Below are 25,746 nucleotides of genomic sequence, written 5' to 3' on the forward strand. Positions count from 1 at the left end.
CCTCGGTCCGCCCACGCCCGTTTTTCAGCATTTCCGCTACCGCTTTGACCTCATTCACGCCGCCCGCCACGCCCGTTCCGGACCTGTTTGAGCCCAGCCTGCAAGACTGGGCCGAGCGGCCCGCGCAAGCCTTCGAACATTGGCTGGCCGCGCGAGGCTATCGCGAATCGTCGGCGACGGTGTATCGCGCGATGTGGCGCAAATGGCTGCGCTGGGCCGAGTCGCATCAACGCGCCTTGGCCAACTGGAGCGCGGGCGACATCGCCGCCTTTCTTGATGAATCGGGTCTGACCAAGCTGCATCGCTACCGCTACGCGCGCCTGATCGAACGCGTCTTCCATCAGATCGAGCAACAACGCACGGGCACGCACAACCCTGCAAGCTCGGCGGTGCAGCAGAAGTTGGCGGAAGGCGAAAACGATCCGACCACGTTTCTCTCCTTTGCCGAGCGCGCGGCGATCGAGGCTTCCCTCGAGGTGGACGCGCAGGCCAGCGAGGCCGCCGCCAATGCCAGCGCGTTCAAGCTGGCGCGCGACCGCGCACTCGTTGCGGTTTGCCATGGCGCGGGGTTGAAGGTCGCGCAGGTGCAATCGTTGCTGCTCCGCCAGGTGGATGCGGCGCTTGAGGCGATCGTCGTCGAGCGCCCGCGCGGCCCGTCGTACAAGGCGCCCATGCTTGAAGCTGCACGCCCCGCGATGGCGGCCTGGCTGGCGGTGCGCGCACACGCAGAGGTGCCGGGCGAGCGCGTGTTCGTTGCCGATGCCGGCGGGCGTGTCATGCACGCAGCGTCGGTGTACCGGCGCGTGGAGGCCTGGCTGGCTGCGCTGCCGGCGTTGTTGCACCGCAGCGAGCGGCTGTCGCCGCAGACGCTGCGCAATGGCTACACCGCCGCGCTGTTCGACGCAGGCGCAAACCCTGCCGAGGTGGGGTACGCACTGGGCCTGCGCGATGCGACTTCGGCATGGCGTCTGCGCGCAGCCTATGCTGAGTGGCAGGCGGCCGCCCATCCAGATGGCCAGCCGTAGTGCATTTTTTGGACAACCGAGGCTTCAAACTGGCCGCTAGCCGTTGGCTGGCTTTGCTATGATCGCGCTGTTTTGCGCGCTGCGGAGCAGGTCGGCGCAGCGTAGAACGATGATGCCGGGCTCAAACCGGCACGCTGGCTCTCTCCTTCCTCGATACCTCGCACCCCATGACAGAAACGATTCTGCTGACCGGCGCTACCGGCTACATCGCCTCGCACACCTGGGTTGAATTGCTGGATGCGGGCTACCAGGTGATCGGACTCGACAACCTCTGCAACAGCAGCTCGACCGTGCTCTCCCGCATCGAGCAGATCACCGCCAAGACGCCTAAGTTCGTGCAGGGCGACGTGCGTGACCGCCGCCTGCTAGATGACCTGTTTGCCAGTTCGCGCATCTCAGCTGTCATCCACTTTGCGGCGCTCAAGTCGGTGGGCGAATCGGTGCAGAAGCCGCTGGCCTACTACGACAACAACATGGGCGGGCTGGTCACGCTATGCGCGGCCATGGCGCATGCGAATGTGCGCCAGCTCGTTTTCAGCTCGTCGGCAACGGTGTATGGCAATCCGCACACCGTGCCGATCACCGAATCGTTTCCGCTGTCGGCCACCAACCCGTATGGCCAGACCAAGGTGATGGGCGAACAGGTGCTGCGCGATCTGGAGATTTCCAATGCGGCGTGGCAAATCGCCTACCTGCGCTATTTCAATCCGGTGGGCGCGCACCACAGCGGCCTGATCGGCGAAGACCCGCGCGGCATCCCCAACAATCTGATGCCGTATGTAGCGCAGGTGGCGGTGGGCAAGCGCGAGAAGCTTTCCATTTACGGCGGTGACTGGCCAACGCCTGACGGCACCGGCGTGCGCGACTACATCCACGTGGTGGACCTTGCGCGCGGGCACCTTGCGGCGCTCGACACGCTGCGTCGCGATGGCCGCGGCTTTACGGTCAACCTCGGCACGGGCCGCGGGTATTCGGTTCTGGAAGTGGTGGAGGCCTACAAGCGCGCCAGCGGCAAGCCGGTTCCGTACCAGATCGTGGATCGCCGCCCCGGCGATATTGCAGCGTGCTATGCCGATCCGGCACTGGCGGCCTCGCTGCTGGGGTGGCGCGCGCAATACGGCATCGAGCGCATGTGTGAAGACTCGTGGCGTTGGCAAAGCATGAATCCGGACGGCTTTCAAACCCGTGGCTGATTCATTGAACTACTCGAACCCAAAGGAGACGCCCCGTCGTGGATGAGCCGTTCATCGCTCACCTGGTCAATACGCTGGCGCACGCGTTGTTGCCTGCGTTGCTGCCGTTTGTCGTGGCCTGCGGCGCGGGCAGTCTGCTGCTGCGTCTGCTTGATGACTTGCGCAGTGCGACGGCCCCGCGCACGCGCGTGCCGCTGGTCATGACAGCGTTGTTCTCGGCGGTCGGGCTGTGGGCAGTGCCGCTGCTGCCGCTGCTTGCGCATTGGCCGCTGCACGAAGGTCCCGCGGTGCTTGTGATGACGCTCGCGTCGTTCTGCTGGAGCCTGGCCGTGGCGGCGCTGTGGTGTGTGCTGGGCGGCCGTGCGGGCCTGATGCGCGCCCTGTTGCTCGGCGTGTTGCTGAGCGTAAGCGGCCCCGTGGCGGTGTTGCTGCTGGCGGGTGTGACCAGCTTCAGCGCCACCGCCTGGGAAGACGCCGGGCTGCTCGGTATCGTCATGGCTCTGTCGGCGATGGCGTGTGCTGCGGCGCTGCAATTTGCGCTCTCGGCGCGGTCGGGGGCGACCGGGGTAGCGGTACGCCGTCCGGGCGTGAGTCTGTTTGTCAGCGTGCTGTTTGGCGTTGCGTTGACGGCGGATGCGGTGTACACGGCGTCGCTCGCAGGCTCGTTTTCGACGCTTTCCGACATGCCCGGCAATGCGCCGGCAGGGTTGCGGTTGCTGCTCGTGATGGGCGCGGCTGCAACAGCGCTCGCTGCTTTGCTGCTGGGCTATCGGGATCGTGCAACAGGCGACACCGCCGCCGCCGTTGCCACACGCGAAATCCGTCTGCGCAAGGAGACCGTGCAGGCGCTCAACGACCTGGAGCAGAGCTACCGCCGCCGCGAGGCCGAACTTGTTGCCCGCCATCAACTGCTGCTCGACGGCGCAGATGTCGGTCTGTGGGAGTTCGATCTGGTCACCCGCGCTGCGCAGTTCTCCGCGCGCTTTGCCGCCATGCTGGGCTACACGCTCAAGGAGATCGGCCCAAGCACGAGCGAGTATCTCCGTCTGGTGTACCCGGATGATCTGCCCATGGTGCTCAATCGCATCCAGGCGCATGTTGACGGCAATACGCCGGCTTACGTGGCGGAATTCCGCATGCGGCACAAGGACGGCAGCTATCGCCAGATTGCCGCGCACGGCGTGGCAGTGCGCGACGCCGGTGGCAATGCCGTGCGCATGGCAGGGTCGCATATCGAGGTGGCTGCAAAAGCAGCCTCGGCGGGGGTTGCCGGCTCAGCCGCTTCGATCGTTGCCGAGGCACCGGAAACGCTGCGTCGCCATGGCTTGTGGGAATCCTGGTCGCCTGCCGATCATCCCGCCGCAGAAGCTGTCGCACCGCAGACAGAATCGACATCACTGCCTGGGCCCACTACGACGTCCACAGGCGGCGCGCTTCCCAGCATCAATCCCGACGCCTTGCGTTGAGGCGTCTTTCTCTGTGTCCCCTTTCCTCCGCGGTGACTTGGCACTTGGGTAGATGTCCTACTCAAGTTTTTCGCATATGTGTTCGATAGCTCAAGCAGAGCGCGTGTAATCGCGCCAGGGGAGCGCCGCGATCGGTACCTGTGCCTAGCGGACAAAGAGAAAACGCTTGGAGGAAGGAAGATGAATCGACTCACGCTTCGTCAGAAGCTGTGGCTGCCACTTGTCCTGAGTTGGCTTTGTCTGTTGTTGATCACATTGTGGAGCACTTGGGAGACCCGCACCCTGCGCCTGGAAGAACGCCAGCGCGACTTGCAGAACATCAGTGAATCCGTATTCAGCATCATCAAAGACTACGGACAGATGGCGCAAGACGGTAAGCTCGCCGCCGACGAGGCCCGCGCCCAGGCCCTCGCGCGCATCAAGATGATCCGCTACGGCAAGGATGGCTACTTCAGCATCAACCAGACCAACTCGGTGATGGTGATGCATCCGATCAAAGCCGAAATGAACGGCAAGGACATGTCGGGTTTTACCGACCCGGCAGGGAATCATCTGTTCGAGGAAATCTCTCGCGTGGGCAAGAGCGGCGGCGGCTTTGTCGATTACCTATGGCCCAAGCCCGGCGCGGAAGCGCCGCAGCCGAAGAAGAGCTACGTGCTGTATTACCAGCCTTGGGACTGGTGCCTCGTCACGGGCACGTATATGGACGACATCGAGACCGCATTCCACGCGTCGCTAATCAAGGCGCTGGGGCTGCTGTTTGGTGTCGGCTTGCTGATGACTGTGGTGGTCGTGGCCGTTACGCGCAGCCTGCAGCGCCAGTTGGGTGGCGAGCCCGCTTATGCTGCCCGCATTGCCGGCCGCATCGCCGCGGGTGATCTGGCTGTGCCGGTTGAAACCCGCTCGGGGGATCGCGACAGCATGCTCTACGCCATGGCGCAGATGCAGCGTGAGCTGACGGGCACGATCGGCAACATCAAGAGCTCGGCGGATTCCATTGCCAGCGCCACCAAGCAGATCGCTGCCGGCAATGCCGACCTGTCGCAGCGTACGGAGCAGCAGGCCTCGTCGCTGGAAGAAACGGCGTCGAGCATGGAGGAACTGACGAGCATCGTGAAGCAGAACGCCGACAATGCGCGTCAGGCAAGCACACTGGCCGTCAATGCGTCGGATATTGCGGTCAAGGGCGGAGAGGTGGTCGGGCGCGTGGTCGAGACAATGTCCGGCATCAACGAAAGCAGCAAGAAGATTGCCGACATCATCGGGGTGATCGAGGGCATCGCTTTCCAAACCAACATCCTGGCGCTGAACGCTGCCGTGGAGGCCGCCCGCGCGGGCGAGCAGGGCCGAGGCTTTGCCGTGGTGGCGGGCGAAGTGCGCAGCCTGGCGCAGCGCTCGGCGAGCGCTGCCAAGGAAATCAAGGACCTGATCGGCGATTCGGTGGGCCGGGTGCAGAACGGCTCGGCGCTGGTGGAAGAGGCTGGCGTGGTGATCCAGGACGTGGTGACTGCCGTGAAGCGCGTAACGGACATCATGGGCGAGATTTCTGCGGCGTCCGACGAGCAGAGTTCCGGCATCGAGCAGGTCAACCAGGCTGTGAACCAGATGGACGAAGTGACGCAGCAGAACGCTGCGCTCGTGGAGCAGGCGGCGGCCGCTGCGCTGTCGCTGGAAGAGCAGGCGCAATTGCTGCGTACGGCTGTGGGGCGCTTCCAGGTATAACTGCGCCTGACCACTGTCAGGCAGACATGCAAAAGGCCGGCAAATTCGCCGGCCTTTCTCTTTTGTGGTTTCCGGCGCGCCTCTTTGTGCGGGCTCGGAATGCTGCGCTGGAAGCGCTGCTCAGGCGACCAGAAAATCCTCCATCTTCCGGCCCGACGACAGCTCCTTTACCAGCCAGCCCGGGCGCTTGCCACGGCCCGTCCAGGTATTGCCGTTGTTGTCGCGGTAACGCACCGGCACCTTACGGCCAGCCTTCTTCGAGGCCACGGCACCCTTGGCGCCAAAACCGAGGTCTTCGGCGGTCAGGCCGTATTCCACGATCTTGTGCTTGATTTCAGCGATCACCGTCGCTTGTTCATTTGCCCGAAGTTCATCGGCTTGGCGCTGCAGTTCAGAGATCTTCTGAACGATTTCCTTGTAAGTCGGCATTATGGATTCCTCAACTTTGCAATTGAAACGCGGGCACGCTCCCCGTAGCCCAGCGCATTATAACGACTTTGCCATTGAGAATTGAATTTCGTTAAGACCTCATGTCAACGACGTGGATTTTCTGCCGCACTGTTCTTTGCGCTAACCTGCATGGGATGGGCGTTTGCGCGATGTGTCGAAATCATAAACATATGAACCATTACAAAACCATTGGGCCGTATTGCAATCGATGCAACGCACCAACTACGCAATCCCTACTCAATTCTTTTCTTATGTGACTGCTTCATTGCTTCGGCAATTGCCGGTGGTCTTGGTCTAATATCGGCGAATATGAAGATGAAAGGTTGCTGAAGCGCGATGCCGAATGCATCAAAATGGCGCATTTTCTGTGCCGCCTATTCGATGCCGCCTGTTCAGGCGTACTCGACTCCAAGCAACCCTTGAAAATCCTTGGCCGGCATCGGACGCGCCAGCAGATAGCCCTGAACCTGGTCGCATTGCAGATTCACCAGGGCCTGCATTTGCGCTTCGGTTTCCACGCCTTCCGCCACCACGGTCATGTCCAGCGAGTGCGCCATCGCGCAAATGGCGCGAATGATGGCGGCTGCCTCGGGCGGATTGTCATCGAGCGCGGAGACGAATGCGCGATCGATCTTGATCTGCTGGGCGCGAAATCGCTGCAGATAACTGAGGCTGGAATAACCGGTCCCGAAATCGTCAATGGCCACCTCGAAGCCGAGCGACTGGATCTGACGGATGACCGCGATGCTTTGGCTCGCATCGCGCATGGCCGCGGTTTCGGTGATCTCGAACATCAACCGATGTGCGGCAACCTGATAGCGATGCAGGATCTGCGACAGACGCTGCACGAGATCGGGTTGCTGGAATTGCCTTGGCGAGAGGTTGACGGCAATGCGCTGCGGCGCCATGCCGATGGCATCCCAGTGCATGATCTGGCGACAGACTTCTTCGACCACCCAGTCGCCCAGTTCGACGATGGTGCCGGTGCGTTCGGCCAACGGGATGAACTCCGCTGGCGACACCGGGCCAAGCTCCGGGTGGTTCCAGCGCAGAAGTGCTTCGGCGCCGGCCATGGCCTGCGTGCGCGCGTCGTACTTTGGCTGGTAGTACACGGAGAGCTGCCCGTTGAGGGCCGCATGCGAGAGCGCACGTTGGATCTGCAGCACGCGGTGTGCCGTGGTGTTCAGGCGCGGCTCGAAGAAGCGGTAGGCGTTGCCGGTGGATTGCTTGCAATCGAACATGGCCGTGTCGGCATGTTCAAGCAGCGTGTCTGCCGTCGCACCGTTGTGAGGATGAACGACTACGCCAATGCTGGCGGTCGCGCGCAGGCGCCGGCCTTCCACTTCCACCGATTCACGCAGGCGGAACAGCAGCTTGTCGCCAATGGTGGCGGCAGACTCGGGCAGCGCCAGACCTTCAACGAGGATGCCGAATTCGTCGCCGCCAAGGCGTGCCACGGTGTCTTCGCCGCGAATCGCCTGGCGCAGGCGCTCGGCAATGATTTGCAGCACACGGTCACCGGCGTTGCGGCCGTATTGGTCGTTGATCTGCCCGAAATTGTCGAGATCCAGATAGAAGAGAGCAAACGGACGCCCGCGTCGCGTGGACGACAGGATTGCCGCCTCCAGCGCTTCGCGCAGATGCAGGCGGTTCGGCAGGCCGGTCAGCGCGTCGTGGAGTTGGGGCCGGGGCGTCTGGTTTGCCACGCGCGCCAGCGAAGCTTCCAGGTGCGCCTGCGCCGAGTCGACACGGGTCTCGAGCATCATCAGCACCGCGTGCAGGCCCAGTGCGATCAACACGCCGCCGGCGCTGAGCATGATGACGGGCACGATATGCATCGTTGATTCATCGGCCGGCCAAGCGGCGGCGCACGGCCACAGCACGAGCGATAGCACCGCAGTTGTCGCCAGCACGGCTGCGGCACGTGCGCGCAGACCCACGGCGGCGCGGCGCTGCGCGGGCGGCATATGAAATGCCATGCACATCGCCAAGCACACGCCTGCACCAAGCACCAGCGTGCCGCCGCCCCAGCCAAGCACGGCGCGGCGCAGCGACAATGCCTGGTCATGCACCCAGGGGCGTGTCATATACAGCTCCATCGTCAACAGGCCGATGGCAAGCGCCACGGCGCCCATGGCAATGCTGCGTCGTTGCGGAGCCTGTGCGCCATTGGAAGCCGAAGTGTCCGGCAACACGATGGAGAAAGCCGCCAGCGAGGCCGCCAGCGCTGTCATGAGTGTCGCCACAATGGGCGCGGATACGGCCGCACCGACCTGCCGATGCAGGCCGAGCTGGCCGAGCCAAAGCCCCGCCCACAGCCCAATGCCAAGAATGACCGCACAGGCGATGCGCCAGTTGCGGCGTTTTGCGATCGTCGAGCCCCCCGGCAGACGTGTCGCAGCGTCCAGTGCGGCAAACGTGGTCAGCCCAGTGCTGACCCACGCAAACAGCAGCAGCGCAATATGGAAATCGTTATGCATGCGAGCGCATCCGGCGCGGCCCCCCGATCTACGACCAGCGCCTAGTCTGTGTTTTGCGGCGAGGATAGCGCAAAAACCTGTCGTTTCAGGCCGCGAAAAGGCGCGTTTGTTGCGCGTTATTCACAGAATGCGTCGGGATCATTCGCCGTTACCGCTTCGCATCAAGCAAGCATGACGGCGCCACGCCTGTCTTGGGGGATCGGCAGAAACCGCCGAAACGTGAGCCGGGTATACGCGGATGGCTCGCCGCTCGTGATTGAGCGTCGGAAGTCAGGCGAAGTGGGGAGGAAAATCGCGCACGTACTCAGGCGTTGAGGCGGCCCCGCCGGCGCGCAGCCGGAGTGGCAGCGCCAGCACGTTCCAGATCGACGCTGGGCAACAGATGCAGCAGGCGCACAAGCTCAGACTGGCGATGCGTGCCGGTCTTGCGCAGGATGTCGCGGATATGCACGCGCACCGTGTGCAGCGAGAGAAATTCGCGCTCGGCAATTTCCTGCAGGGTTTCGCCTGCGGCCAGCCGTGCAGCGACGATGCATTCCTTGTTGGTCAGCCCGAAGAGCGAGGCGAGCACGCCGGCGTCCATGACGGACCGTGCCTCGGAGTTGCCGACGAGCACCAGCGCCAGCGGCGAGGCCCAGGCCGAACGCATCGCATCGGAAGGCGTGAGCGGCGTGGCAATGAACGGTACCGGGCGGCCATCGCGCGCCAGGTACATCCACGAACCGGCCGCGCCTTGTACGCCGAGTGACCCGGCAGCATGTTCGATGAGGTTGCGAAGCGCCGCGTCGTGTGTGTGATCAGCCGAATGCAACAGGCTGCCATCGAGCGACAAGCGGTCGTCTTCCGTCGTCATCGTGCGCGCCCAGGCGTTGGCGTATTTCACGCGCATGGTGCGCTCGATGACCATCACGCCGAAGTCGAGCGTATCCAGCCCGGCCATGCCGAGTGCGGCGAGTTCGTTCAGCTCAAGATTGCGCTGCTGCATGCGCGCAGCCCGCTGCAGGTGCGGCAGCACGCGCTGCAGGCGGGTTTCGCGTTCGATGGTGCTGACTTCCGATGCATCGTCGTCGCGCGTGCGCAGGCGCATCGTGACGCGCATGTCGGGCGTATCGATCAGTGTCATGCCTGCCGAAGGCGTCTCTTCGGGCGGCGCGGCGCTCAGCAGTTGCGGATCGTGACAGAAGCTGTTGCAGTGGCCCGGCTGCGGGCAGTGCTGGCACCAGCCCGACGAAACGCCGTGGCGCGGCGTGTCGGTGTGCTTGTCCCAGACGAAATAGTGTGCGCTTTCGGCGCCGGCATACACAGAAAGCAGGGCCAGGGCGATCGGCATCTGCGCAGGCTCGAGTACCGCCTCGTAGATGGTATCGACGAGTCGATGGAATTCTGCGTCATCCGATAGACGTTGCAGCATGATGGCCCCCGGTGCGTATTGCGACAGCTCAGAGTGCAATCCCTTGCTGTCGGCGTGTTGCGGCGTGATGCCGCCGTCGCTGTCATGATTATTGTTGTTCTGCGCGACTTCTGTGGTAATCGGCAACTCTTTGGAAAAACTTAACATTCCGCTTTCGATGCTCCCAAATTCCGGCGGCGATGTATCCCCCCCTTGAGAGGGGAGTATGGGCGACTTTCAGCGCTGAAAATATAAAAAATATAAAAAATTCGTGCACATGTTCACGATACCGGCGTGCGTCAGTTGAACTGGTACGTGTAGGCGGCGTTGAACCGCAGGCTGCGCGAGCTTGAGTTGATCGGCTTGTCTCCCACGGGACGCGCGATGGCCAAGTCCAGCGTGTAGTACTTCCGATCGGAGAAGCGCACGCCCAGGGCAATCGAGCCGAGCTGATCATGCACCAGCGTGCCTGCGTTCGAATAGACCTTTGCGGTGTCGTACAGCAGGTAAGGTTGCACGGTCTTCAGATAGTCCATCGATACCTGGAATGCGCGGTTGATTTCCACCGATGCGCCCCAGCCGCGATCACCTGCCACTTCACCGGCCGGATAGGCGAGACCGAAGAAGCGTCCGCCAAAGCTGATCTGCTCCGACGATGGAAGCACCGCGCCGCTGTACTGCGCTGCCCCCGACACCACCACGCCAAAGCCCAGGGGCAAGTCGTGGGCTTCGCTGGCGGTGACGCGCGTGCGCAGGAAGCTCAGGTCAACATCGTTTTTGGCGTTGGACGAGGCGGCCTTGCCGGCGCCCAAGCTATTGATGCCTTGGTATAAGCCCAACGACGCACGTCGAGTCTCGCCCGGGTTGATTTCGGTATAGAGCACCTCGGCGCCGGCCACGCGGACTTTGGTATCCAGCTCAGTTTGCGGGAGCGTGGTGACTTGCGGGTTGTAGCGCTGCTTGTCGTCGTTGCCGTAGAAGGTGCCCGTCACCATCAGGTTGCGCGTGTTCGACAGCAGTACCGGATAGCTCAATGACAACCCGAGCCGTTGCGTGTCGGTCAGGTAGCGCGATTGATAGCCCAGTTGCTCCAGCGGCAGATTCTCGGGCATGCCGCGATAGTGCGACCACGTGAGCTTGGCCAGCAGCCCGTCGGTGCCGATTGGCTGAGCCCACGAGGCCGAGTAGAACGTCTCATGATCCGACCCGCGCGGTTGCAGCGTCGAGACGGTGATCTGCTCGCCCAGCGGCGTCACGCTATTGAGCGTGCCCGTAATGATGGCCCGCACACCCGGCGAACGGTATTCGATGCCCGTGCCGATCGTGTACGGCTGGCGCTTCACGTTCAACACGAGTTCGCTCGCACCATCGGTGGTGGTGGGCGGCTGCACAGTCGCGGTGATCTGCACGCCGGGTTGCAGCGCCAGCACGCCGGTGACGCGCTCGAACGTTTCGCGGCGCAGGGGCTTCTCATTCATCAGGCGCTGCGAGATTTCTCGCAGGCGGTCTGCCAGTGGCCCGGGTGTGCCCTCGATACGCATGCGCGCCACATAGCCTTCGACCACGGTGACGCGCACGACACCGCCTTCAAACGTTTGTGCCGGCACGAAAGCAAATGAGAGCGGGAAACCGCGGTCGGCATACAGCTTGGTGACATCGTTGGCGGCCTGCAGCAGTTGCGCGACGGTCACGTCGTGCCCGGCCAGCGGCGCGAAATGCGCAGCGACCTCGGGAAACGGCAGCGTCTTGACGCCTTCGATCTGGAACTTGGTCGGTGTGAGATGCGTGGCGAGCAGGTTTTCCAGTGCCGGATTCGGCCGCTGCACTTCCACCTGGATCTTCTGCTGGGGCGGACGGGAGGTATCGACCTTGGGAAGCGTGTCGATCGGGTTGCCTTGAGTGGGGCTGCTCTGGGCCCAGCTCAGTGCCGGGCCGGTCAGTGCTACGCCTGTGGCCAGGGCCAACCGCATGGTGGTGGTCCGCACGCCTGTCTCCTCCGTGATTTCGTTTGTAGTGTCGCGAAGCCGTGCAGCCGCGCGTTCCATCAAACGATAACCGCGAGACATGGTGCTTTACAACAAAACACATTGAGCGAGCGTTCACGCGACGCAACGGCCCAAGTAGATACTGGGGTGATAGGTGCGTGGCAGCCAGCCCAATGACGATGCCGCATTGCGCGGCATCGATGCGTTTGAAACTCGACAGCGGCGGACTGGCGTGTTAGCCGGTCCGCCGAAGCGTGGACCGCGGATCAGTGGCGCGTGCCGCCTAGTGTGGTGCCCACCGTACCCAGCAGACCACCCACCGCGCCGGTGACCGGAGACAGCGGTGTTGCCGCACCTGCTGACGTCAGGCCGGTGCCCACCGTGGTGACCACACCGCCAACCGGGGCCGTGATCGCACTGATGGGCCCCAGCGGGTTGCTGGCAGCACCGGCTGCACCGCCCAGGCTACCGAGCGCACCGGTGATCGGAGCAAGCGGGTTGCTACCACCTGGCGTGCCACCCAGGCCGCCCAGCAGGCCTGTGATCGGGGCCAGCGGATTACCGCCCGAGGCCGTCGGCGAATACACAGCGCCGCCCAGCGCGGCAACCGTGGTGCCTGCGGCCGTCACCACGCCACCGAGACCACTGACAACCGGAACGTTGGCAGCGGTGAGGGTCGTACCGCCATTGGCCACCGCGCCGCCAATCGTGCCCAGCAGTGAGTTTGCCGGGGAACCCAGACCCGTGGCCGCGCCCAGCGTCTGTGTGCCGCTGGTGATCTGCGACGTCAGCGGCACGATGGCCGTGCTCAGTTGCTGCGTGAGCTGCTCCACCGGGCCGGTCGACAGGGCCGTGCCCAGCGTGCCGCCGCCGTTGGCAACAGCCTGGCCGACTTGCGTGACCACGCCTGCCAGCGGTGTTGTCACTGGAGCCAGCGGCGCCAGCGGACCGGTGCCCAGGTTGTTGACCAGCGTGCCGGCGCTCGTGACCGTGTTGCCCGCACCGGTCACCACGTTCCCGAGGCTGGAAACGGTGGTGCCAACCGGATTGGTGTTGCGGCCGATGCTGCCCAACCCGTTCTGTACGCCCGTGCCCAGCGCCGAAACCGTCGCGCCAGCGCTTTCAACCACACCGCCCAAGCCGCTTTGCACGCCACTCAGCTGCGAGGGCAGCGGCGCGGTGGCGATGGTCTTGCCGAGGCCGCTCACAGTCGAGCCGGCCGCCGTGACGATGCCCCCTGCATTGTTGAGGACGGCGCCGGTCGGCGTCAGCGGCGCAGGTGCCGGAGTCGGGCTGGGGGACGGCGAAGGCGAAGGAGAGGGCGAAGGCGACGGCGAAGGCGACGGGGAGGGCGAAGGCGTTGGTGTTGATCCGCCGTTGTTGTTCGAGCCGCCGCCGTTCGAGCCGCCCAGCGAGCTGCCCATGTCTCCTGAGCCGGAGCTGGCGCAACCACCCAAAACCAACAGGCTTGCCATGGTGGCGGCCAGGCACTTGATATTCTTATTCATGATGGATCTCCCGTTTTAAAAGTCCGCTTTAGTCAGCAGGAAAAAGTCTCACTCTCGACGTGAGGTGGCCGGACTCTGCAAACGGTGTGCCATGTCACCATTATTACGCACTGTGTAATGCTGTATCTGAATTTGCCCCGTTTATCTCGATAAAGCGGGGGAATTGTGAAAACTAATCAGAATGCTGAATTTACATACCCCACAAAAGTGGGGGTTAAACGTCTGCTCTCGGGGTTATGTCGGCGATGGATGTGTTCCGTGTCACGTTACGTCGTAACGCTGGGAACATGGATTTGGGTGGGGTAACGGTCGGCGCTCAAGTTAGGGAAACACCTGACGCGGTGCCCGTAAAACCAACACACACGCCGTCCTTTGAAAACTGAGCCCTGTTTCTAATGCGGTTGGCATGCGATTTGCAGAATGCGGCCCGCAGTCCGCAATACCGAGCTCAGACATCAAGACACATCATTCCAAGAAAGGGACGGACCATGACTCACATTCGACACTCCATTCGCGTTGCGCCGTTGGCCTGCGCTGTTGCCGCTCTTATGTTGGCGGCTTGCTCTTCGGGAGGCTCCGGCTCGGGCAGTTCGCCGAATCCGAGCCCGAACGACACGACGGGCGTGACGCCCGTCGGCAAGGTCGCAAACGGCACGGGCAACACCGTTGTGGCGACTGGCCAGGCGGTCAGCAGCCTCGGCTCCACGCTTCAAAACGCAAACATTCCGGGCTTGTCGGATCAGGCCAAGGCCGGGCTGGGCGGCACGGTTGACAACGCCGGCAAGGCGGTCAGCGATCTCGGTCTGGGCGTCCAAACCGGGCTTGGCAAGATGGGCCAGAACCCCAATCCGATCGGTACAACGGTGGCCAGCACCGGCAATGTCGTGACGGACCTGGGCCAGGCCACCGTGAGCGCAGGCTCGCTCGTGCAAGGCCTCGGCCAAGGTTCTGGCGCACCGTTGGCACCGATCACTCAACCGGTGGGCGGCGGCGTCCAGCAGATCGGCCAGGCGCTGATTGGTGGCGGTACGCTGCTGGGCAGCGCGCTGTCTTCCGGCGCGGTGCAGCAGGTGACGCAGCAACTGAGCACGGCCATCGTGCCAGTCACCACGCAGGTCAGCGGCGCTACTCAGATGATTGGCGATTCGACGGGCCTGGGCGGAGCCTTGAACAATCTGCTTGGGACCGTTGGCGGCGGCGTGGGCGGTGCCGGCAACACCATCACCGGGACGGGCGTACCGGTGGTCTCGACCCTGGGCCCGGTGGTGACGTCGCTCGGGACGACTGTCGCAGCAATCGGCGGTGTCGCCACGACCGGCGGGTCGGCGGGCAGCAACCCGCTGGGCGGCCTGCTCGGCGGCGTGGGGGGCAGCTCCGGCGGTACGACCCCGCTGGCTCCGTTGACCGGCCTCCTGGGCGGCGCATCTGGCGGCTCCAGTCCCCTGGCGCCTGTCACGGGCCTGCTGGGCGGCGCAGCCGGTGGCAGCAATCCGCTGGCGCCCATCACCAATCTGCTGAGCGGCGCGACCAGCGCAGCCGGCGGCACATCGGGCGGCAATCCGCTGGCCCCTGTCACTAACTTGCTGGGCGGCGTTGGCAGCCCGGCGCACTGAGCAGTACCTGTCTGTGCTCTTGAAGGTGCGCGGGCGTGTTCCCGTCGCTCGCGCATCCTTTTTTTTGCCTAGACAGAAATGGGGAGCGTTTAGGTCAGCCGCGAGTATTAATGGAAAACCCGTCCAAATAATCGGCCTGGTCTCGGGTTTATTAAGGGATTTCCATTAGTTTTCAAGGGGTTGGCGTGTCATTAATAAAATTAAATAGAGACTTCACTCTAAATTAAGGTAAGTACCTTAATTGAGTTATTTTGTTTGCGGCGCCGCACGCCTATAAAGGCGTTACGGTGTGTTACGTGACATAGGTGACACGCCGGAAAAAATGGATGTTCATGGGGGTAGGCGGCGATCATCGGGCGCGTTCGGGACACTGCGTTCGATGACATTCGAATTTCGTTCCATTAGTGGAACGACGCGGACGGCGAATCTTCTGCTGTTCGTGTCATCGCAGTAAATCCCCATGCGTTTTATCCGTGATTAGCAAATATGAACTGGCTAAGGTAGGAGCGCCGAAAGCTGGTCGAGATCAACACATCCGCGGGCGAGTGCAAACAGGAGAGAGATCATGAAAAACGCCATTCTGAAGTTCATCCGTGACGAACAAGGTGCCACTGCCGTCGAGTACGGCATGATCGCTGGTCTGATCGCAGCGGCCATCACGGTCATCGTGGGCAAGCTGGGTACGCAGCTCAACACCGTCTTCACCAATATCTGTACAGCCGTCAAGGGCGGGACTGCTTGCTAGAGCCAGGCGTTGCATAGCCACATCGATATTGCTGGCTGGGTAAGCGTCGCAGTTCTCGCAGTTCTTGCAATCGCATTGGACATCCGCTTACGGCGCGTGCCGAACTGGCTCGTCGCCGCGGGGGTAGTGCTGTCCATCGCTCTGATCAAGTTCGGCGGGGTACAAGACCTTGCCTATGACTGGCAGGACTTCTGGCTCGGCGGAGCGATTGCATTTGCCTGCTTTCTGCCGCTGTACACCCTCGGCTGGATGGGCGCCGGCGACGTGAAGTTCTTCACTGTCGTCGGCCTCCTGGCAGGCTGGCATGGCCTTGTGGCCGTATGGCTTGTCTCGAGCATGATTTCCGGCTTGCACGCGCTCGGCATCGTAGTGTTACGCCAGCTTGACGCGTCGTCTCCATCGGCCTGGATTGTGATGCGCGTGTGCCCGGCTATCGCTCGCTGGGATATCGCTCATGCAGGGCTTCGAGGCATCCCCTACGCCGCCTACATGGCGATCGGGTTGCTGAGTCTGCCATGGGTTCCCTCAGTGATGCGCATGCCTTGGCTGCCGGGCATGTAGTTCAGACAGTTGAGGCGTTGAAAAAGAGCCGCCAAGCGGCCTGCCTATAAGAAAGGAGTCGGCCATGCCGACATTGCAACGGGAACGGGAGGGTGCTCGCATGCACCCGGAAGTCCGCACGCATGCTGTCCGCCGCCCCCGGCGGCACGGCGGCCGCGGCGCAGCTTCAGTCGAATTCGCCATCGTCGTGCCGGTGCTGCTGGTGCTCATGCTTGGCGTCGTGTACTACGGCGTGATCCTCGCCATGCAGCAGGCGCTGACCCTGGCGGCGGAAGAGGGCGCACGCGCGGCGCTCCGCTATCAGCCTTCCAACACGCAGCGTGTGGCAGCCGCCTATGCGGCCGTGACGTCAGTACTTCCCACCTTCCTGACCGGGCGGGTCCAGACCAATCAGAGCAGCACCCCGCTGGTGAATTGCCAGAACGTGGCGGGCATGCAATGCCTGAGCGTGGTCCTGACATTGCCCGTGACCTCCGGCAACAACCCGCTGCTGCCCTCGATACCGCTGTTGCCCGCACCGGCTACGTTGACGGGCTCTGCCGTCGTGCAGCTTGTGCCCGGCTCCTGACGTTTTTCAGTTCGCTGACCTTCTCGATCGACCGCTCGGACACGCCGCCCAGATGACCAGCAAACACCTTCAGATCTTCGCCGCCGCGCTATTGCTGCTCGCCGCCATTCTTGGCGCCGTGGCATGGAAGTCGGCGCATCGCCCGCCGGCGCCCGTGGCCGAGCAGAAAGATGGCAAAGCGGTCTATCCCGTGGTCGTGACCACGAAACCGCTGGAGGCGGGCAAGCCCATCACCGCAGACCAGGTGGCCATCGAGCAACTGCCCATCAATCCGGCCGAAGCGTTTTCCGACGTCACGAAGGTCGTCGGGCGTGAACCCATTCTGCCGGTCGGCGTTGGTGTGCCGCTGATTGCGTCGCAACTTTCCTCCGGATTGGCGCAGCAGGTCGAGGCCGGTCAGCGCGCGGTTGCCATCAACGTGGACGAGGTGGTCGGCGTGGGCAATCGCGTTATGCCGGGCGATTACGTCGATGTGTTTCTCGTGATGCGTAAGGACGGTCAGGAGATCGAAGACAGCCAGGCGCGCCTGCTGCTGCCGCACCTGCGGGTCCTGGCGTTTGGCCCGCTGGCCATCAATGAAGGGCCGCAGAAGCAGCCCGAGAACAGCGGGGTCACGCGCAAGGTCGATCAGGCCAAGACGGCCGTGCTGGCCGTGCCGGTGGAGGCTGTCAGCCAGCTGGCGATGGCACACCAGAGCGGTCGTCTGCTGCTGGCGCTGCGCAACCCAGGGGACGACGCCGAACCGACCGTCAAACCGCAGGATGCCGCATTGCTGGCGGCCGCCAACCGCAACCCGATGGACGTCGCACAAGCCGGCGTGTCGATGGCCAGCCTGACGGGCTCGGCGCGCAGGCTGGTCGTTGTGCCGCCGCCGCTGCCGGCCATTGCCGCGGCCCGCACGACGGTGCGCAGCAGTACCGCCAGCACTGGTGTCGAGATCATCCGCGCAGGAAAACGTGAGGAGCAACATGACTGATGCCGCCATGGTTCGCGGTTGGATGGGCGGACTCGCGTTGGGCTGCGCCGCCTTCGTGTCGAGCGCATTTGCCGAGACGGCACCGACCGGCCAGACGCTTCATCTGCTGACGGGAAGCCAGCGCGAGATTCGCCTGGGCAAACCGCTCGAACGCATTGCCATCGGCAACCCCGAGATTGCCGATGCCCTGTTGCTCAAGGGGCGAGGTACGGCCACGAGCGTTTTGATCATCGCCAAGAAGCCGGGTGCGGCCAACGTGATGGTCTGGACGCAAGGCGGCGTTGCGACGACTTACAACGTGCAGGTGGACGCCGCGGCGCCTGTGCCGGGTGACCCGGCAGTGGTTGCACAGGGCGATACGGCGGTTGTTTCAGGTCAGCCCAAGGATGTTTACGCACTGGCCCGTGCGCGCCGTTCGGCCGCTGCAGCCAGCGGCGCAGAAAAACCTAAAGATGGCAACGTCATCGACACCACCTCGATGAACGTGCCAGGTACGGTGCAAGTCGACGTGCGGGTAGTGGAGTTCAGCAAGACGGTGCTCAAGGAGGCCGGGTTCACGTTTGGTCGTACGCGCGGCGGTTTCGATTTCCGGACATTTGCGCCGTCGTCGCTCTCCAAGGTCACGTTTGGCTCCAACGGTTTGTCTACCGAATCCACCATGCCGATCGGTTCGGCGTTCAACCTGCTGGTCTCCTCGGTCAGCAAGGGCCTCTTTGCCGACCTCAGCTTGCTGGAATCAAACGGCATGGCGCGTGTGCTGGCCGAGCCAAGCCTGGTTGCCCTGTCAGGCCAGAGCGCCAATTTCCTGGCCGGTGGCGAGATTCCGATTCCCGTGCCCCAAGCGCTGGGTACCACGACTATCGAATACAAGCCGTTCGGCATCGGGCTGACGGTGTCGCCCACCATTCTCTCGGAGAACCGCATCGCGCTGAAGGTGGCGCCTGAAGCGAGCGATCTGGATTTCAGCCGAGGCGTGACGCTCAACGGTGCGACGGTGCCGGCCATCGTCACGCGCCGTGCCGATACAACAGTTGAACTTGGCGATGGCGAGAGCTTTGTCATCGGCGGGCTGGTCAGCCGGTCCACGCTGTCCAACGTCGACAAAGTGCCGTTCCTGGGTGACGTGCCGATTATCGGGACGTTCTTCAAGCGCCTGAACTACAACCAGGAAGAGCGGGAACTGGTGATCATCGTCACGCCGCATCTGGTCAAGCCGATGGCACGCAATGCGCCGATCGACAAGATGCTGCCGGGACAGAGTAGCGGGCGGGATCGCGATACCGCGGGCGATCCCGTGTGGCGGCCGTTCGCGCTGGGGGTGGCAGATCCGGCCGCCATGCCTGGGTTCTCGAAGTAAGGGGCGGGCATGGACTATTTCCTTCTGCACGGCGGCGCACGTGGCGGTAAGCAAGGCGACGCACAGTCGGAAGGCGTACACCGCTGGCTGGCCGCGGCAATTCGCGAGTTGGGCGTGCTGGTGGCCGAAACCACTGGCCACGACGCGTTCATCGAGCAGATTGGCGCAGTGAACCCCGAGGTGGTGTTCGTGCGCTTTGCCTCGTCTCCCACACTGATCGACGTGCCAGATCAGGACCAGAAGCTGGGCGAGGGCGCCGACGCGATCAACGAGGCGATGCAACTGGTCGCGCAACTTGCGCGTCTGTTTCCGGGCTTGCCGCTGGTGGCGGTGGGCTCCGCTGCCGATGGCCGCGCGATGCTGGCTGCCTTGCGCGCAGGGGTAAAGGATTTCGTTGACGTGGACGGCGCGCCGGCCGAGGCTGTGCGCGTCGTGCGTCGACTGCTGGCGGACCGCGCATCGGCTGAGCCGACCCGCCGTGGCCGCGTGCTGGCCGTGTTGGGCGCGCGCCCCGGCGTGGGCGCCACCACGTTGGCCACCAATCTGGCCACGCTGGTGCGCCGCACGTCGGCCAGCGATGTGATGCTGCTCGACCTTGGCCAGCCGCTGCGTGATGGCGCCCTATACCTTAACGTGCAAGCCAACTTCCACTTTGTCGAAGCCGTGCGCAACCTGCGCCGCTTCGACCAGGTGTTTGTGCAGACCGCGCTGTCGCGTCATCCGAACGGGCTTGCGGTCCTGCCGTTGCCGATCTCGCTAGCCGAGATGCGCGACGTTTCGTTCTCCGAAGCGCTGGGTCTGCTCAACCGCTTGCGCACGTTCTTCGACCTGCAGGTCGTTGACCTGGGTGGCTTTGGCAACATCGACTTCATCGCACAGATCATCAAGGCCGCCGACGATGTGATGCTGGTGACCGAGCAAAGCGTGGGCGCCATCGTGTCGGCGGCTGAACTGATGCAGGAACTCAAGAAGCGCGAGATTGACCGTGACCACCTGCACCTGACCATTTCGAAGTTCGACGCACGCCTGTCGCTGGACGCAGCGCAGATCGCCGAGCGGCTGGAGATTCCTTCGGTGCTGACGGTACCGAATCGCCGTGAAGCCCTGGTCATTGCTTCCAACCAGGGCGCGATGCTCGCGGAAACGCACCCCACCGATGCCTATGTCCGCGCGCTTGCGCAGATTGCCCAGACACTCGGCTATGCCCAGCAGAGCGAGCGCGCGTCTGGCTTGTCGAACTGGGTGTCTGGCGTGAGTGCTCGACTGGGTGGGCGCTTTGGCGGACGCTCCAAACGCAAGTCGGCAGACGCCAATGAACTGGATATCGGTACTACCGAACGGAACGCGACATGACACAGCCCATCGAGTTCTCCAACCAGGCGGACGCCGGCAACGGCGCGTTTGCCGTTTCGCAGGCTTTCCAGGACATCAAGGAAGCCGCCCACGAACACCTGCTGACACGCATCGAAGAACTTGGCGCCGAGTTCGGCCGCTGGTCGCGCACGGCCATCCAGCGTTTTGTCGATCTGGAAGTGGAAGGCTTTACGCGGATGCGCCGCATTCCCGTCAACGAGACGGAGATCCGGCAGATTGCCGAGGCGCTGACCAAGGAGTTGGCTGGCTTCGGGCCCATCGAAGACCTGCTGGCCGATCCGGCGGTGGAAGACATTCTCGTCAACGGCCACCTGGACGTGTACGTGTCGCGCCACGGCATTCTGGAGCGCATTCCGGTGCGCTTTGCCGACAACAACCACCTGCTGCGCATCGTGCGCCGCATCCTTGCGCCCATCGGCCGGCGGCTGGACGAATCCAACCCGATGGTCGATGCGCGCTTGCCGGACGGCGGCCGCATCAACGTGGTGATTCCGCCGCTGGCGCTGGAAGGGCCGGTCGTGTCGATCCGCAAGTTCCGGAAAGATCCGCTCAAGCCTGAAGACCTGCTTGGCCTGGGCACGATGAGCGAAGAGATCGGGGCGCTGATCGATTCTGCTGTGCGCGCGCGCTGCAACATCCTGGTAAGCGGTGGCACCAGCTCCGGCAAGACGTCGCTGCTCAACGCAATGGCGTATCACATTCCGACGACCGAGCGCGTGATCACCATTGAAGACACGGCAGAGCTGTCGCTCAATCACCCGCACGTGGTGCGTCTGGAAAGCCGGCCGGGCGGCTTCGAGGGCACGGGCGTCGTCACGATTCGGGAACTGCTGCGCAACAGCCTGCGCATGCGGCCCGACCGCATCATCGTGGGCGAAGTGCGCGGCGGTGAAGTCCTGGAAATGCTGCAAGCCATGAGCACCGGCCACGATGGCTCGATGGGCACCATCCACGCCAGCAGCCCGCGCGAATGCCTCTACCGACTGGAAATGCTGGCGGGCTTTGCCGGCTTCCAGGGCAGTGAGGTGAGCCTGCGCCGGCAGATCACCAACGCCATTGATTTCATCGTGCAGATCGGCCGGCTATCCAACGGCAAGCGTCGCATCCTGTCGATTACGGAAGTCACCGGGCTCGGGGACAACATCATCTCGACGCAGGAGCTGTACCGCTACGAGCCCTATGTCGGCCCAGACGGCGAAGAGGTCGACCGCTGGACGGCGCTTGGCCTGCAGCCGCATTCGCCCAAGCTGGCCCGCATGCGCAACAGCGAAGGCGGCGGGATGGATGGCGGCATGACTGGATTTGGCGGCGGAGGCCGTTTCCATGTCTAGCATGACGCTCTGGTTCGGTTGCCTCGCGCTGCTGCTGATGGGCGCATCGCTCATGCTGTGGGCGGAGGCCGTACGCCGTCGCGAGCGCGAGGCATCGCGCAGCTTTGTGCGTGCGCAGACCGAGCAGATCAACGCGCGTTATCAACCGAATGTGGAGCCCGTGCCGGCAAGCGTGCCCGACTCGTTGAATCGCGCCTGGCAGGATGCACTGCGCCGCGCAGATATCGAGCCGAGCCGGCGCTTCTACGTGCTGCTGATTGGCCCCGCGCTCATGATTACGCTCGCCGTCTGGGCGGTGTCGAGCATGTTGTCTGCCCTGACGGCCCTCGCTCTGTACGTCGTGATCGTTGCTTTCCTGTTCTGGAACCGGACCCGAAAGATGAACGAGCGCCTGCTGCAGCAATTGCCGGGCTTTCTCGATGGCGTGGTGCGGCTGATGAGCATCGGCAGCGCGGTGCCTGCGGCGTTTCAGGCGGCCAGCGCCAACACCGAACAGCCGCTGCGCAACTGCCTGACTGCCATCACGCAGATGCAGCGCGCCGGCAAGGACCTCGACGCCGCGGTGCTGACCGTCGGCCGGCAGTATCGCGTGAACGAATTGATCCTGCTGTCGTCGGTGCTGCGCCTTGCTTTGCGCTACGGCGGGCGGGCCGACATCGTGATGGAGCGCACGGCTGCATTCATGCGCGACCGGCAGCAAGCCCAGCGCGAGCTGTTTGCGCTGTCGGCAGAGACGCGGTTATCCGCATGGATCATCGGGCTGCTGCCCGTCGTGGTGGGCGGTGTCATCATCATGTTCAACGCGGCGTACATCATGTCGATGTGGCGCGATCCGTTCGGCAAGACGTTGATTCTTACGGCCTTCGGTATGGAAGTGCTGGGTGCAGTCATGCTGGCCAGGCTGGCGAAATCGGTCTGAGGAGAACGCATGGACGATACCCTGATCACCCTCAGCCTGACCGCAGCGGCCGCGGGCGTGCTGGTATTCGGTGGGCTCGCGCTGCGTGCAACGCTCACGCGACATCGCAGCGCACGCAAGCTCGATACGGCGCTGTCCGACATGCGCGCGACGGCGGCCAATCCGGCCGCGCCCGCAGCGTCGCCGGTTGTGCCGCCCGCCGCTAGACCGCGCCCGCATGGCTCGCGTGAAGCCCAGCAGCTCCAGCAGCAGATCGCCAAGGTGGGGCAGCGCTGGATCGACACAGGCCTGGGCCGCCGCATCGTGACTGAGGAAGACCGCAAGCTGCTCGAAGAATGCGGTTACTACGGTGAACACGCCAGAACGGTCTTTGGCGGCACCCGTATCTTGCTGCCCCCGCTGCTTGCCGTATTCGGCGCATTGCACGCGTCATCGGCCCTGTTTGTGTTCGTGTTTGGCTTTGTCGGCTTTGCGCTGGGCTACCTTGCGCCGAAGTGGCTGCTCGGGCGTCGGAAGGAAAGCCGCCGGCGCCGTATGGATGATGAGCTGCCGGTCATGGTCGACATGCTGCGGCTGCTGCAGGGCGTCGGCTTGTCGATTGACCAGAGTCTGCAGGTGATTGCCAACGAATTCCACGGCATGCTGCCTGTGCTGGCGGGTGAATTTGGCCGCGCCAACCAGCAGTTCGCCTCGGGCCGCTCCCGCGAGCAGACGCTGTTGCGCATCGCGCGCCTGTTCGACAACGAAGACCTGAAGGGCCTGATCACGCTGCTTACCCAGGTGGATCGCTTCGGCGGCGCAGTGCAGGAGCCGCTGCGGCAGTTCGGCGGGCGTCTGCAGGAGAACCGCCGCGCGCGGCTGAAGGAGCGTGTGGGCAAGCTGACCGTGCAGATGACGATGATCATGGTCATGACGCTATTGCCCGCGCTGTTGATCATCACCGCGGGGCCGGGGTTCATGGGCGTCATGCGCAGCCTGCAACAAACCGGGGGACATTGAGATGACACGCTTCCCAAACGCCGTGCGCGCCGCCCTGGCCGGCATGACCATGCTGACCGTCATGCTGGCTGGCTGCGGCTCGATGGCCACGTCCGACATGAGCCTGCGTGCCGATGCCGACATCGAGATGGCACGTCAGCGCCAGAGCCAGGAGAAGTCTGAGATCACCAGTCCGGCGACGTATCTTTCGTTGATCCGCAGGATGCAGGAGCAGGGCCTGTACTACGCATCGCTTGCGCATATCGATGCCTACCAGCAACGCTATGGCCGTGCACCCGAGATCATGCTGCTGCGTGCGGACGCATTGCGCGAAACCGATCAGCTTGCCGCTGCCGATGCCGAATACCGTGCGGTGGTGGGAGCAACGTCCGCCATGGGCGCAGGCACGCAAGGCGGATTGCTCAATGCCGCCGCATGGCGCGGTCTGGGCATCATTGCGGGGCGCCAGGGCAACTTTACCGAGGCGGCTCGTCGGCTGCAGGTGGCAGCGCAGGCCAATCCTACCGACGCCAGCACAGCCAGCGATCTGGGCTACGCGCTGATGCGTGCCGGCGAGGTCGAACAAGCCCGCGTGCCGCTGATGCAGGCGCAGCAGATGGCCGCTTCCAGCCCGAAGATCGCCGGCAACCTGGTGATCTGGTTGACCGTGAATGACCGCAAGGACGATGCTGCGTCGCTCGCGTCGCACGCCCAGCTGACGGCATCCGCGCGCAAGGCCATTGACGAAGACGTGGCGCGCGTGCGGGGCGCTTGGCGCGATCGGCGTATCGGTCGCGACGCGGCGGCGGCTGCCACCCGTGCGGTGGCGCTCAGCCCATCTGCCGCAGGCGTAGCCGGGACGGCCACGCCCGCTATCACGACCCAATCCCGTCCGCTGGCATTGCAGCGCGGCCGCTTGCTTGACACCTTGGAGACCGCGCAATGATCCCCCGCATTCTGATGGCTGCCGGTATGGCGGTATGGCTGATGAGCAACCCGGCTGGCGCGCAAGGCTTTTCGGGCGGCAATCCGCAGAACGCTACGCAAGCCGCGCCCAACGTGGGTAGCAACATGGGCGATGCCACTCGCGCCTTGCTCAAGGCGCAACGCGATGGGACGTATGCGGGCGAGTTCGTCCCGTTGCGCGGGGAGCAGGCCGCGCTGGCGTATCAGCGCTACCTTGATTCGTTCAGTCGACCGATGCCTGGCCTCTCGCAGACGGCTCCAAGTGCGAAGTCGACAAGCTCGAGTCAAGCCACTACCGCACGTTGACCCTTCACAGAACGCCGCTGTGACACGAGCCACCCCCCGCCTTCGTCGATCCGCTAAGCTCCGCCGCCGCCTGCGCGGCGCGGTGAGCGTGATGACGGCCACCTTTATCGCCACGGTTGGTCTGGCGGTGCTGGTGTCGATCGACATCGGCAACCTGTTCTATACGCAGCGCGCGTTGCAGCGTTCCGCCGACCTCGCAGCCATGGCGGCCGCACAGCGGCTGGATTTGCCTGCCGCCGCACAGCAGGCGGTGATACAGAACGGGCTGACGGTGGATGGCACCAACGTCACGCTGGCCGTCGTGCCGGGCGTATGGGATGCCAGTGCGGGGACTGCTCCGACGTACTTCACCGCGCAAGCCGCAGTGGATGGAAATACGAACGCCGCGCAGGTGACGATCACGCAGAACGTGCCGTATTTCTTCATGGTCGGTCAGCGGAGGTTGCAGGCGACTGCGATTGCGAAGAACACGTCCATCGTGGCGTTCTCCCTGGGGTCCGGGTTGGCTTCTGTCGATAACGGACTGCTGAACCAGCTGCTCGGATATTTGCTTCACACGAATCTGAATATCGATGCTGTTTCCTATCAGGGGCTGGCCACAACCAACATCCGGCTCGCCGATCTTGCCGTGGCGCTGGGGGCGGGGTCGATGCAGCAATTGCTTTCGCTGTCACCCAGCCTCGGGAGCCTTTTCAATGCCGTCATCTCAGTGGCATCGCAGTCAGGGCTGGCTGGGGTGTCGGTGGGTGGGGCAGGCGCCAGCAATGCGTTGTCATTTGGCAGCGATCTGAATGTGCCGATCAATATTGGCGATGGTGGAGCCTCTTCGCCGG

The 25,746-nt window shown here is 63.7% G+C and carries 22 protein-coding genes; 17 read left to right on the forward strand and 5 right to left on the reverse strand.

What is annotated here, in order from left to right:
• Positions 1–44 precede the first annotated feature (44 nt).
• The 4 genes from BEK68_RS14135 to BEK68_RS14150 all read left to right on the forward strand — a co-directional run bounded on the left by BEK68_RS14135 (position 45) and on the right by BEK68_RS14150 (position 5,406).
• Positions 45–1,025 carry a tyrosine-type recombinase/integrase gene (locus tag BEK68_RS14135; RefSeq protein WP_004627401.1) on the forward strand — a complete coding sequence of 327 codons (981 nt, stop codon included), beginning with the start codon at positions 45–47 and terminating at the stop codon, positions 1,023–1,025.
• A 167-nt stretch (positions 1,026–1,192) separates the two neighbouring features.
• A complete protein-coding gene (gene galE / locus BEK68_RS14140) occupies positions 1,193–2,218 on the forward strand; it encodes a UDP-glucose 4-epimerase GalE (protein ID WP_004627399.1) in 1,026 nt (341 codons plus the stop codon).
• A 38-nt stretch (positions 2,219–2,256) separates the two neighbouring features.
• Complete coding sequence (locus BEK68_RS14145; protein ID WP_012430285.1) at positions 2,257–3,684, forward strand: PAS domain-containing protein; 1,428 nt, start codon at positions 2,257–2,259, stop codon at positions 3,682–3,684.
• A gap of 180 nt (positions 3,685–3,864) precedes the next feature.
• Positions 3,865–5,406 carry a methyl-accepting chemotaxis protein gene (locus BEK68_RS14150; RefSeq protein ID WP_004627396.1) on the forward strand — a complete coding sequence of 514 codons (1,542 nt, stop codon included), beginning with the start codon at positions 3,865–3,867 and terminating at the stop codon, positions 5,404–5,406.
• Positions 5,407–5,526: 120 nt separating this feature from the next.
• Here the strand turns inward: BEK68_RS14150 and BEK68_RS14155 are convergent, their stop codons facing one another.
• The 5 genes from BEK68_RS14155 to BEK68_RS14175 form a co-directional block, all read right to left on the reverse strand.
• Positions 5,527–5,835 (reverse strand): H-NS family nucleoid-associated regulatory protein, encoded by a 309-nt coding sequence (locus BEK68_RS14155; protein WP_004627393.1) that lies wholly within the window; start codon positions 5,833–5,835, stop codon positions 5,527–5,529.
• Between the two features lie 413 nt (positions 5,836–6,248).
• Positions 6,249–8,336, reverse strand: a complete 2,088-nt coding sequence (locus BEK68_RS14160) for a putative bifunctional diguanylate cyclase/phosphodiesterase (protein ID WP_012430286.1) — start codon at positions 8,334–8,336, stop codon at positions 6,249–6,251.
• A 304-nt stretch (positions 8,337–8,640) separates the two neighbouring features.
• Entirely contained in the window at positions 8,641–9,894 is a 1,254-nt protein-coding gene (locus BEK68_RS14165; RefSeq protein ID WP_012430287.1) for a helix-turn-helix transcriptional regulator, read from the reverse strand.
• A 131-nt stretch (positions 9,895–10,025) separates the two neighbouring features.
• The gene (locus BEK68_RS14170; RefSeq protein ID WP_024542188.1) at positions 10,026–11,711 is read right to left on the reverse strand and encodes a ShlB/FhaC/HecB family hemolysin secretion/activation protein; all 1,686 of its coding nucleotides are present in this window, start codon (positions 11,709–11,711) and stop codon (positions 10,026–10,028) included.
• Between the two features lie 266 nt (positions 11,712–11,977).
• Positions 11,978–13,219 (reverse strand): collagen-like triple helix repeat-containing protein, encoded by a 1,242-nt coding sequence (locus BEK68_RS14175; RefSeq protein WP_065851747.1) that lies wholly within the window; start codon positions 13,217–13,219, stop codon positions 11,978–11,980.
• A 488-nt stretch (positions 13,220–13,707) separates the two neighbouring features.
• Between BEK68_RS14175 and BEK68_RS14180 the strand changes: the two genes are divergently transcribed.
• From BEK68_RS14180 to BEK68_RS14240, 13 genes are all read left to right on the forward strand, one after another.
• Complete coding sequence (locus tag BEK68_RS14180) at positions 13,708–14,832, forward strand: collagen-like triple helix repeat-containing protein (RefSeq protein WP_004627382.1); 1,125 nt, start codon at positions 13,708–13,710, stop codon at positions 14,830–14,832.
• A gap of 565 nt (positions 14,833–15,397) precedes the next feature.
• Positions 15,398–15,577, forward strand: a complete 180-nt coding sequence (locus tag BEK68_RS14185; RefSeq protein ID WP_004627381.1) for a Flp family type IVb pilin — start codon at positions 15,398–15,400, stop codon at positions 15,575–15,577.
• Between the two features lie 9 nt (positions 15,578–15,586).
• Positions 15,587–16,138: an A24 family peptidase gene (locus tag BEK68_RS14190; RefSeq protein ID WP_012430290.1), complete on the forward strand. Its 552-nt coding sequence runs from the start codon at positions 15,587–15,589 to the stop codon at positions 16,136–16,138.
• Between the two features lie 64 nt (positions 16,139–16,202).
• The gene (locus BEK68_RS14195) at positions 16,203–16,706 is read left to right on the forward strand and encodes a TadE/TadG family type IV pilus assembly protein (protein ID WP_004627374.1); all 504 of its coding nucleotides are present in this window, start codon (positions 16,203–16,205) and stop codon (positions 16,704–16,706) included.
• Between the two features lie 52 nt (positions 16,707–16,758).
• Positions 16,759–17,682, forward strand: coding sequence for a Flp pilus assembly protein CpaB (gene cpaB, locus BEK68_RS14200; protein ID WP_012430291.1), 924 nt, complete (start codon positions 16,759–16,761; stop codon positions 17,680–17,682).
• The gene (locus BEK68_RS14205; RefSeq protein WP_004627370.1) at positions 17,675–19,039 is read left to right on the forward strand and encodes a type II and III secretion system protein family protein; all 1,365 of its coding nucleotides are present in this window, start codon (positions 17,675–17,677) and stop codon (positions 19,037–19,039) included. Before cpaB ends, BEK68_RS14205 begins: the two co-directional genes overlap by 8 nt.
• Before the next feature lie 9 nt (positions 19,040–19,048).
• Positions 19,049–20,392 (forward strand): AAA family ATPase, encoded by a 1,344-nt coding sequence (locus tag BEK68_RS14210; protein ID WP_065851750.1) that lies wholly within the window; start codon positions 19,049–19,051, stop codon positions 20,390–20,392.
• Entirely contained in the window at positions 20,389–21,744 is a 1,356-nt protein-coding gene (locus BEK68_RS14215) for a CpaF family protein (protein ID WP_004627366.1), read from the forward strand. Before BEK68_RS14210 ends, BEK68_RS14215 begins: the two co-directional genes overlap by 4 nt.
• Complete coding sequence (locus tag BEK68_RS14220) at positions 21,737–22,663, forward strand: type II secretion system F family protein (RefSeq protein ID WP_004627364.1); 927 nt, start codon at positions 21,737–21,739, stop codon at positions 22,661–22,663. Before BEK68_RS14215 ends, BEK68_RS14220 begins: the two co-directional genes overlap by 8 nt.
• A gap of 9 nt (positions 22,664–22,672) precedes the next feature.
• Positions 22,673–23,662, forward strand: coding sequence for a type II secretion system F family protein (locus BEK68_RS14225; RefSeq protein WP_012430292.1), 990 nt, complete (start codon positions 22,673–22,675; stop codon positions 23,660–23,662).
• Between the two features lies 1 nt (position 23,663).
• Complete coding sequence (locus tag BEK68_RS14230) at positions 23,664–24,587, forward strand: tetratricopeptide repeat protein (RefSeq protein ID WP_012430293.1); 924 nt, start codon at positions 23,664–23,666, stop codon at positions 24,585–24,587.
• Positions 24,584–24,913, forward strand: a complete 330-nt coding sequence (locus tag BEK68_RS14235) for a DUF3613 domain-containing protein (protein WP_004627359.1) — start codon at positions 24,584–24,586, stop codon at positions 24,911–24,913. Before BEK68_RS14230 ends, BEK68_RS14235 begins: the two co-directional genes overlap by 4 nt.
• Before the next feature lie 91 nt (positions 24,914–25,004).
• On the forward strand, positions 25,005–25,746 hold a 742-nt coding region (locus tag BEK68_RS14240), incomplete at its 3' end, for a TadG family pilus assembly protein (RefSeq protein WP_249262924.1).

This window comes from Ralstonia pickettii (assembly GCF_001699815.1).
GTDB lineage: Bacteria > Pseudomonadota > Gammaproteobacteria > Burkholderiales > Burkholderiaceae > Ralstonia > Ralstonia thomasii.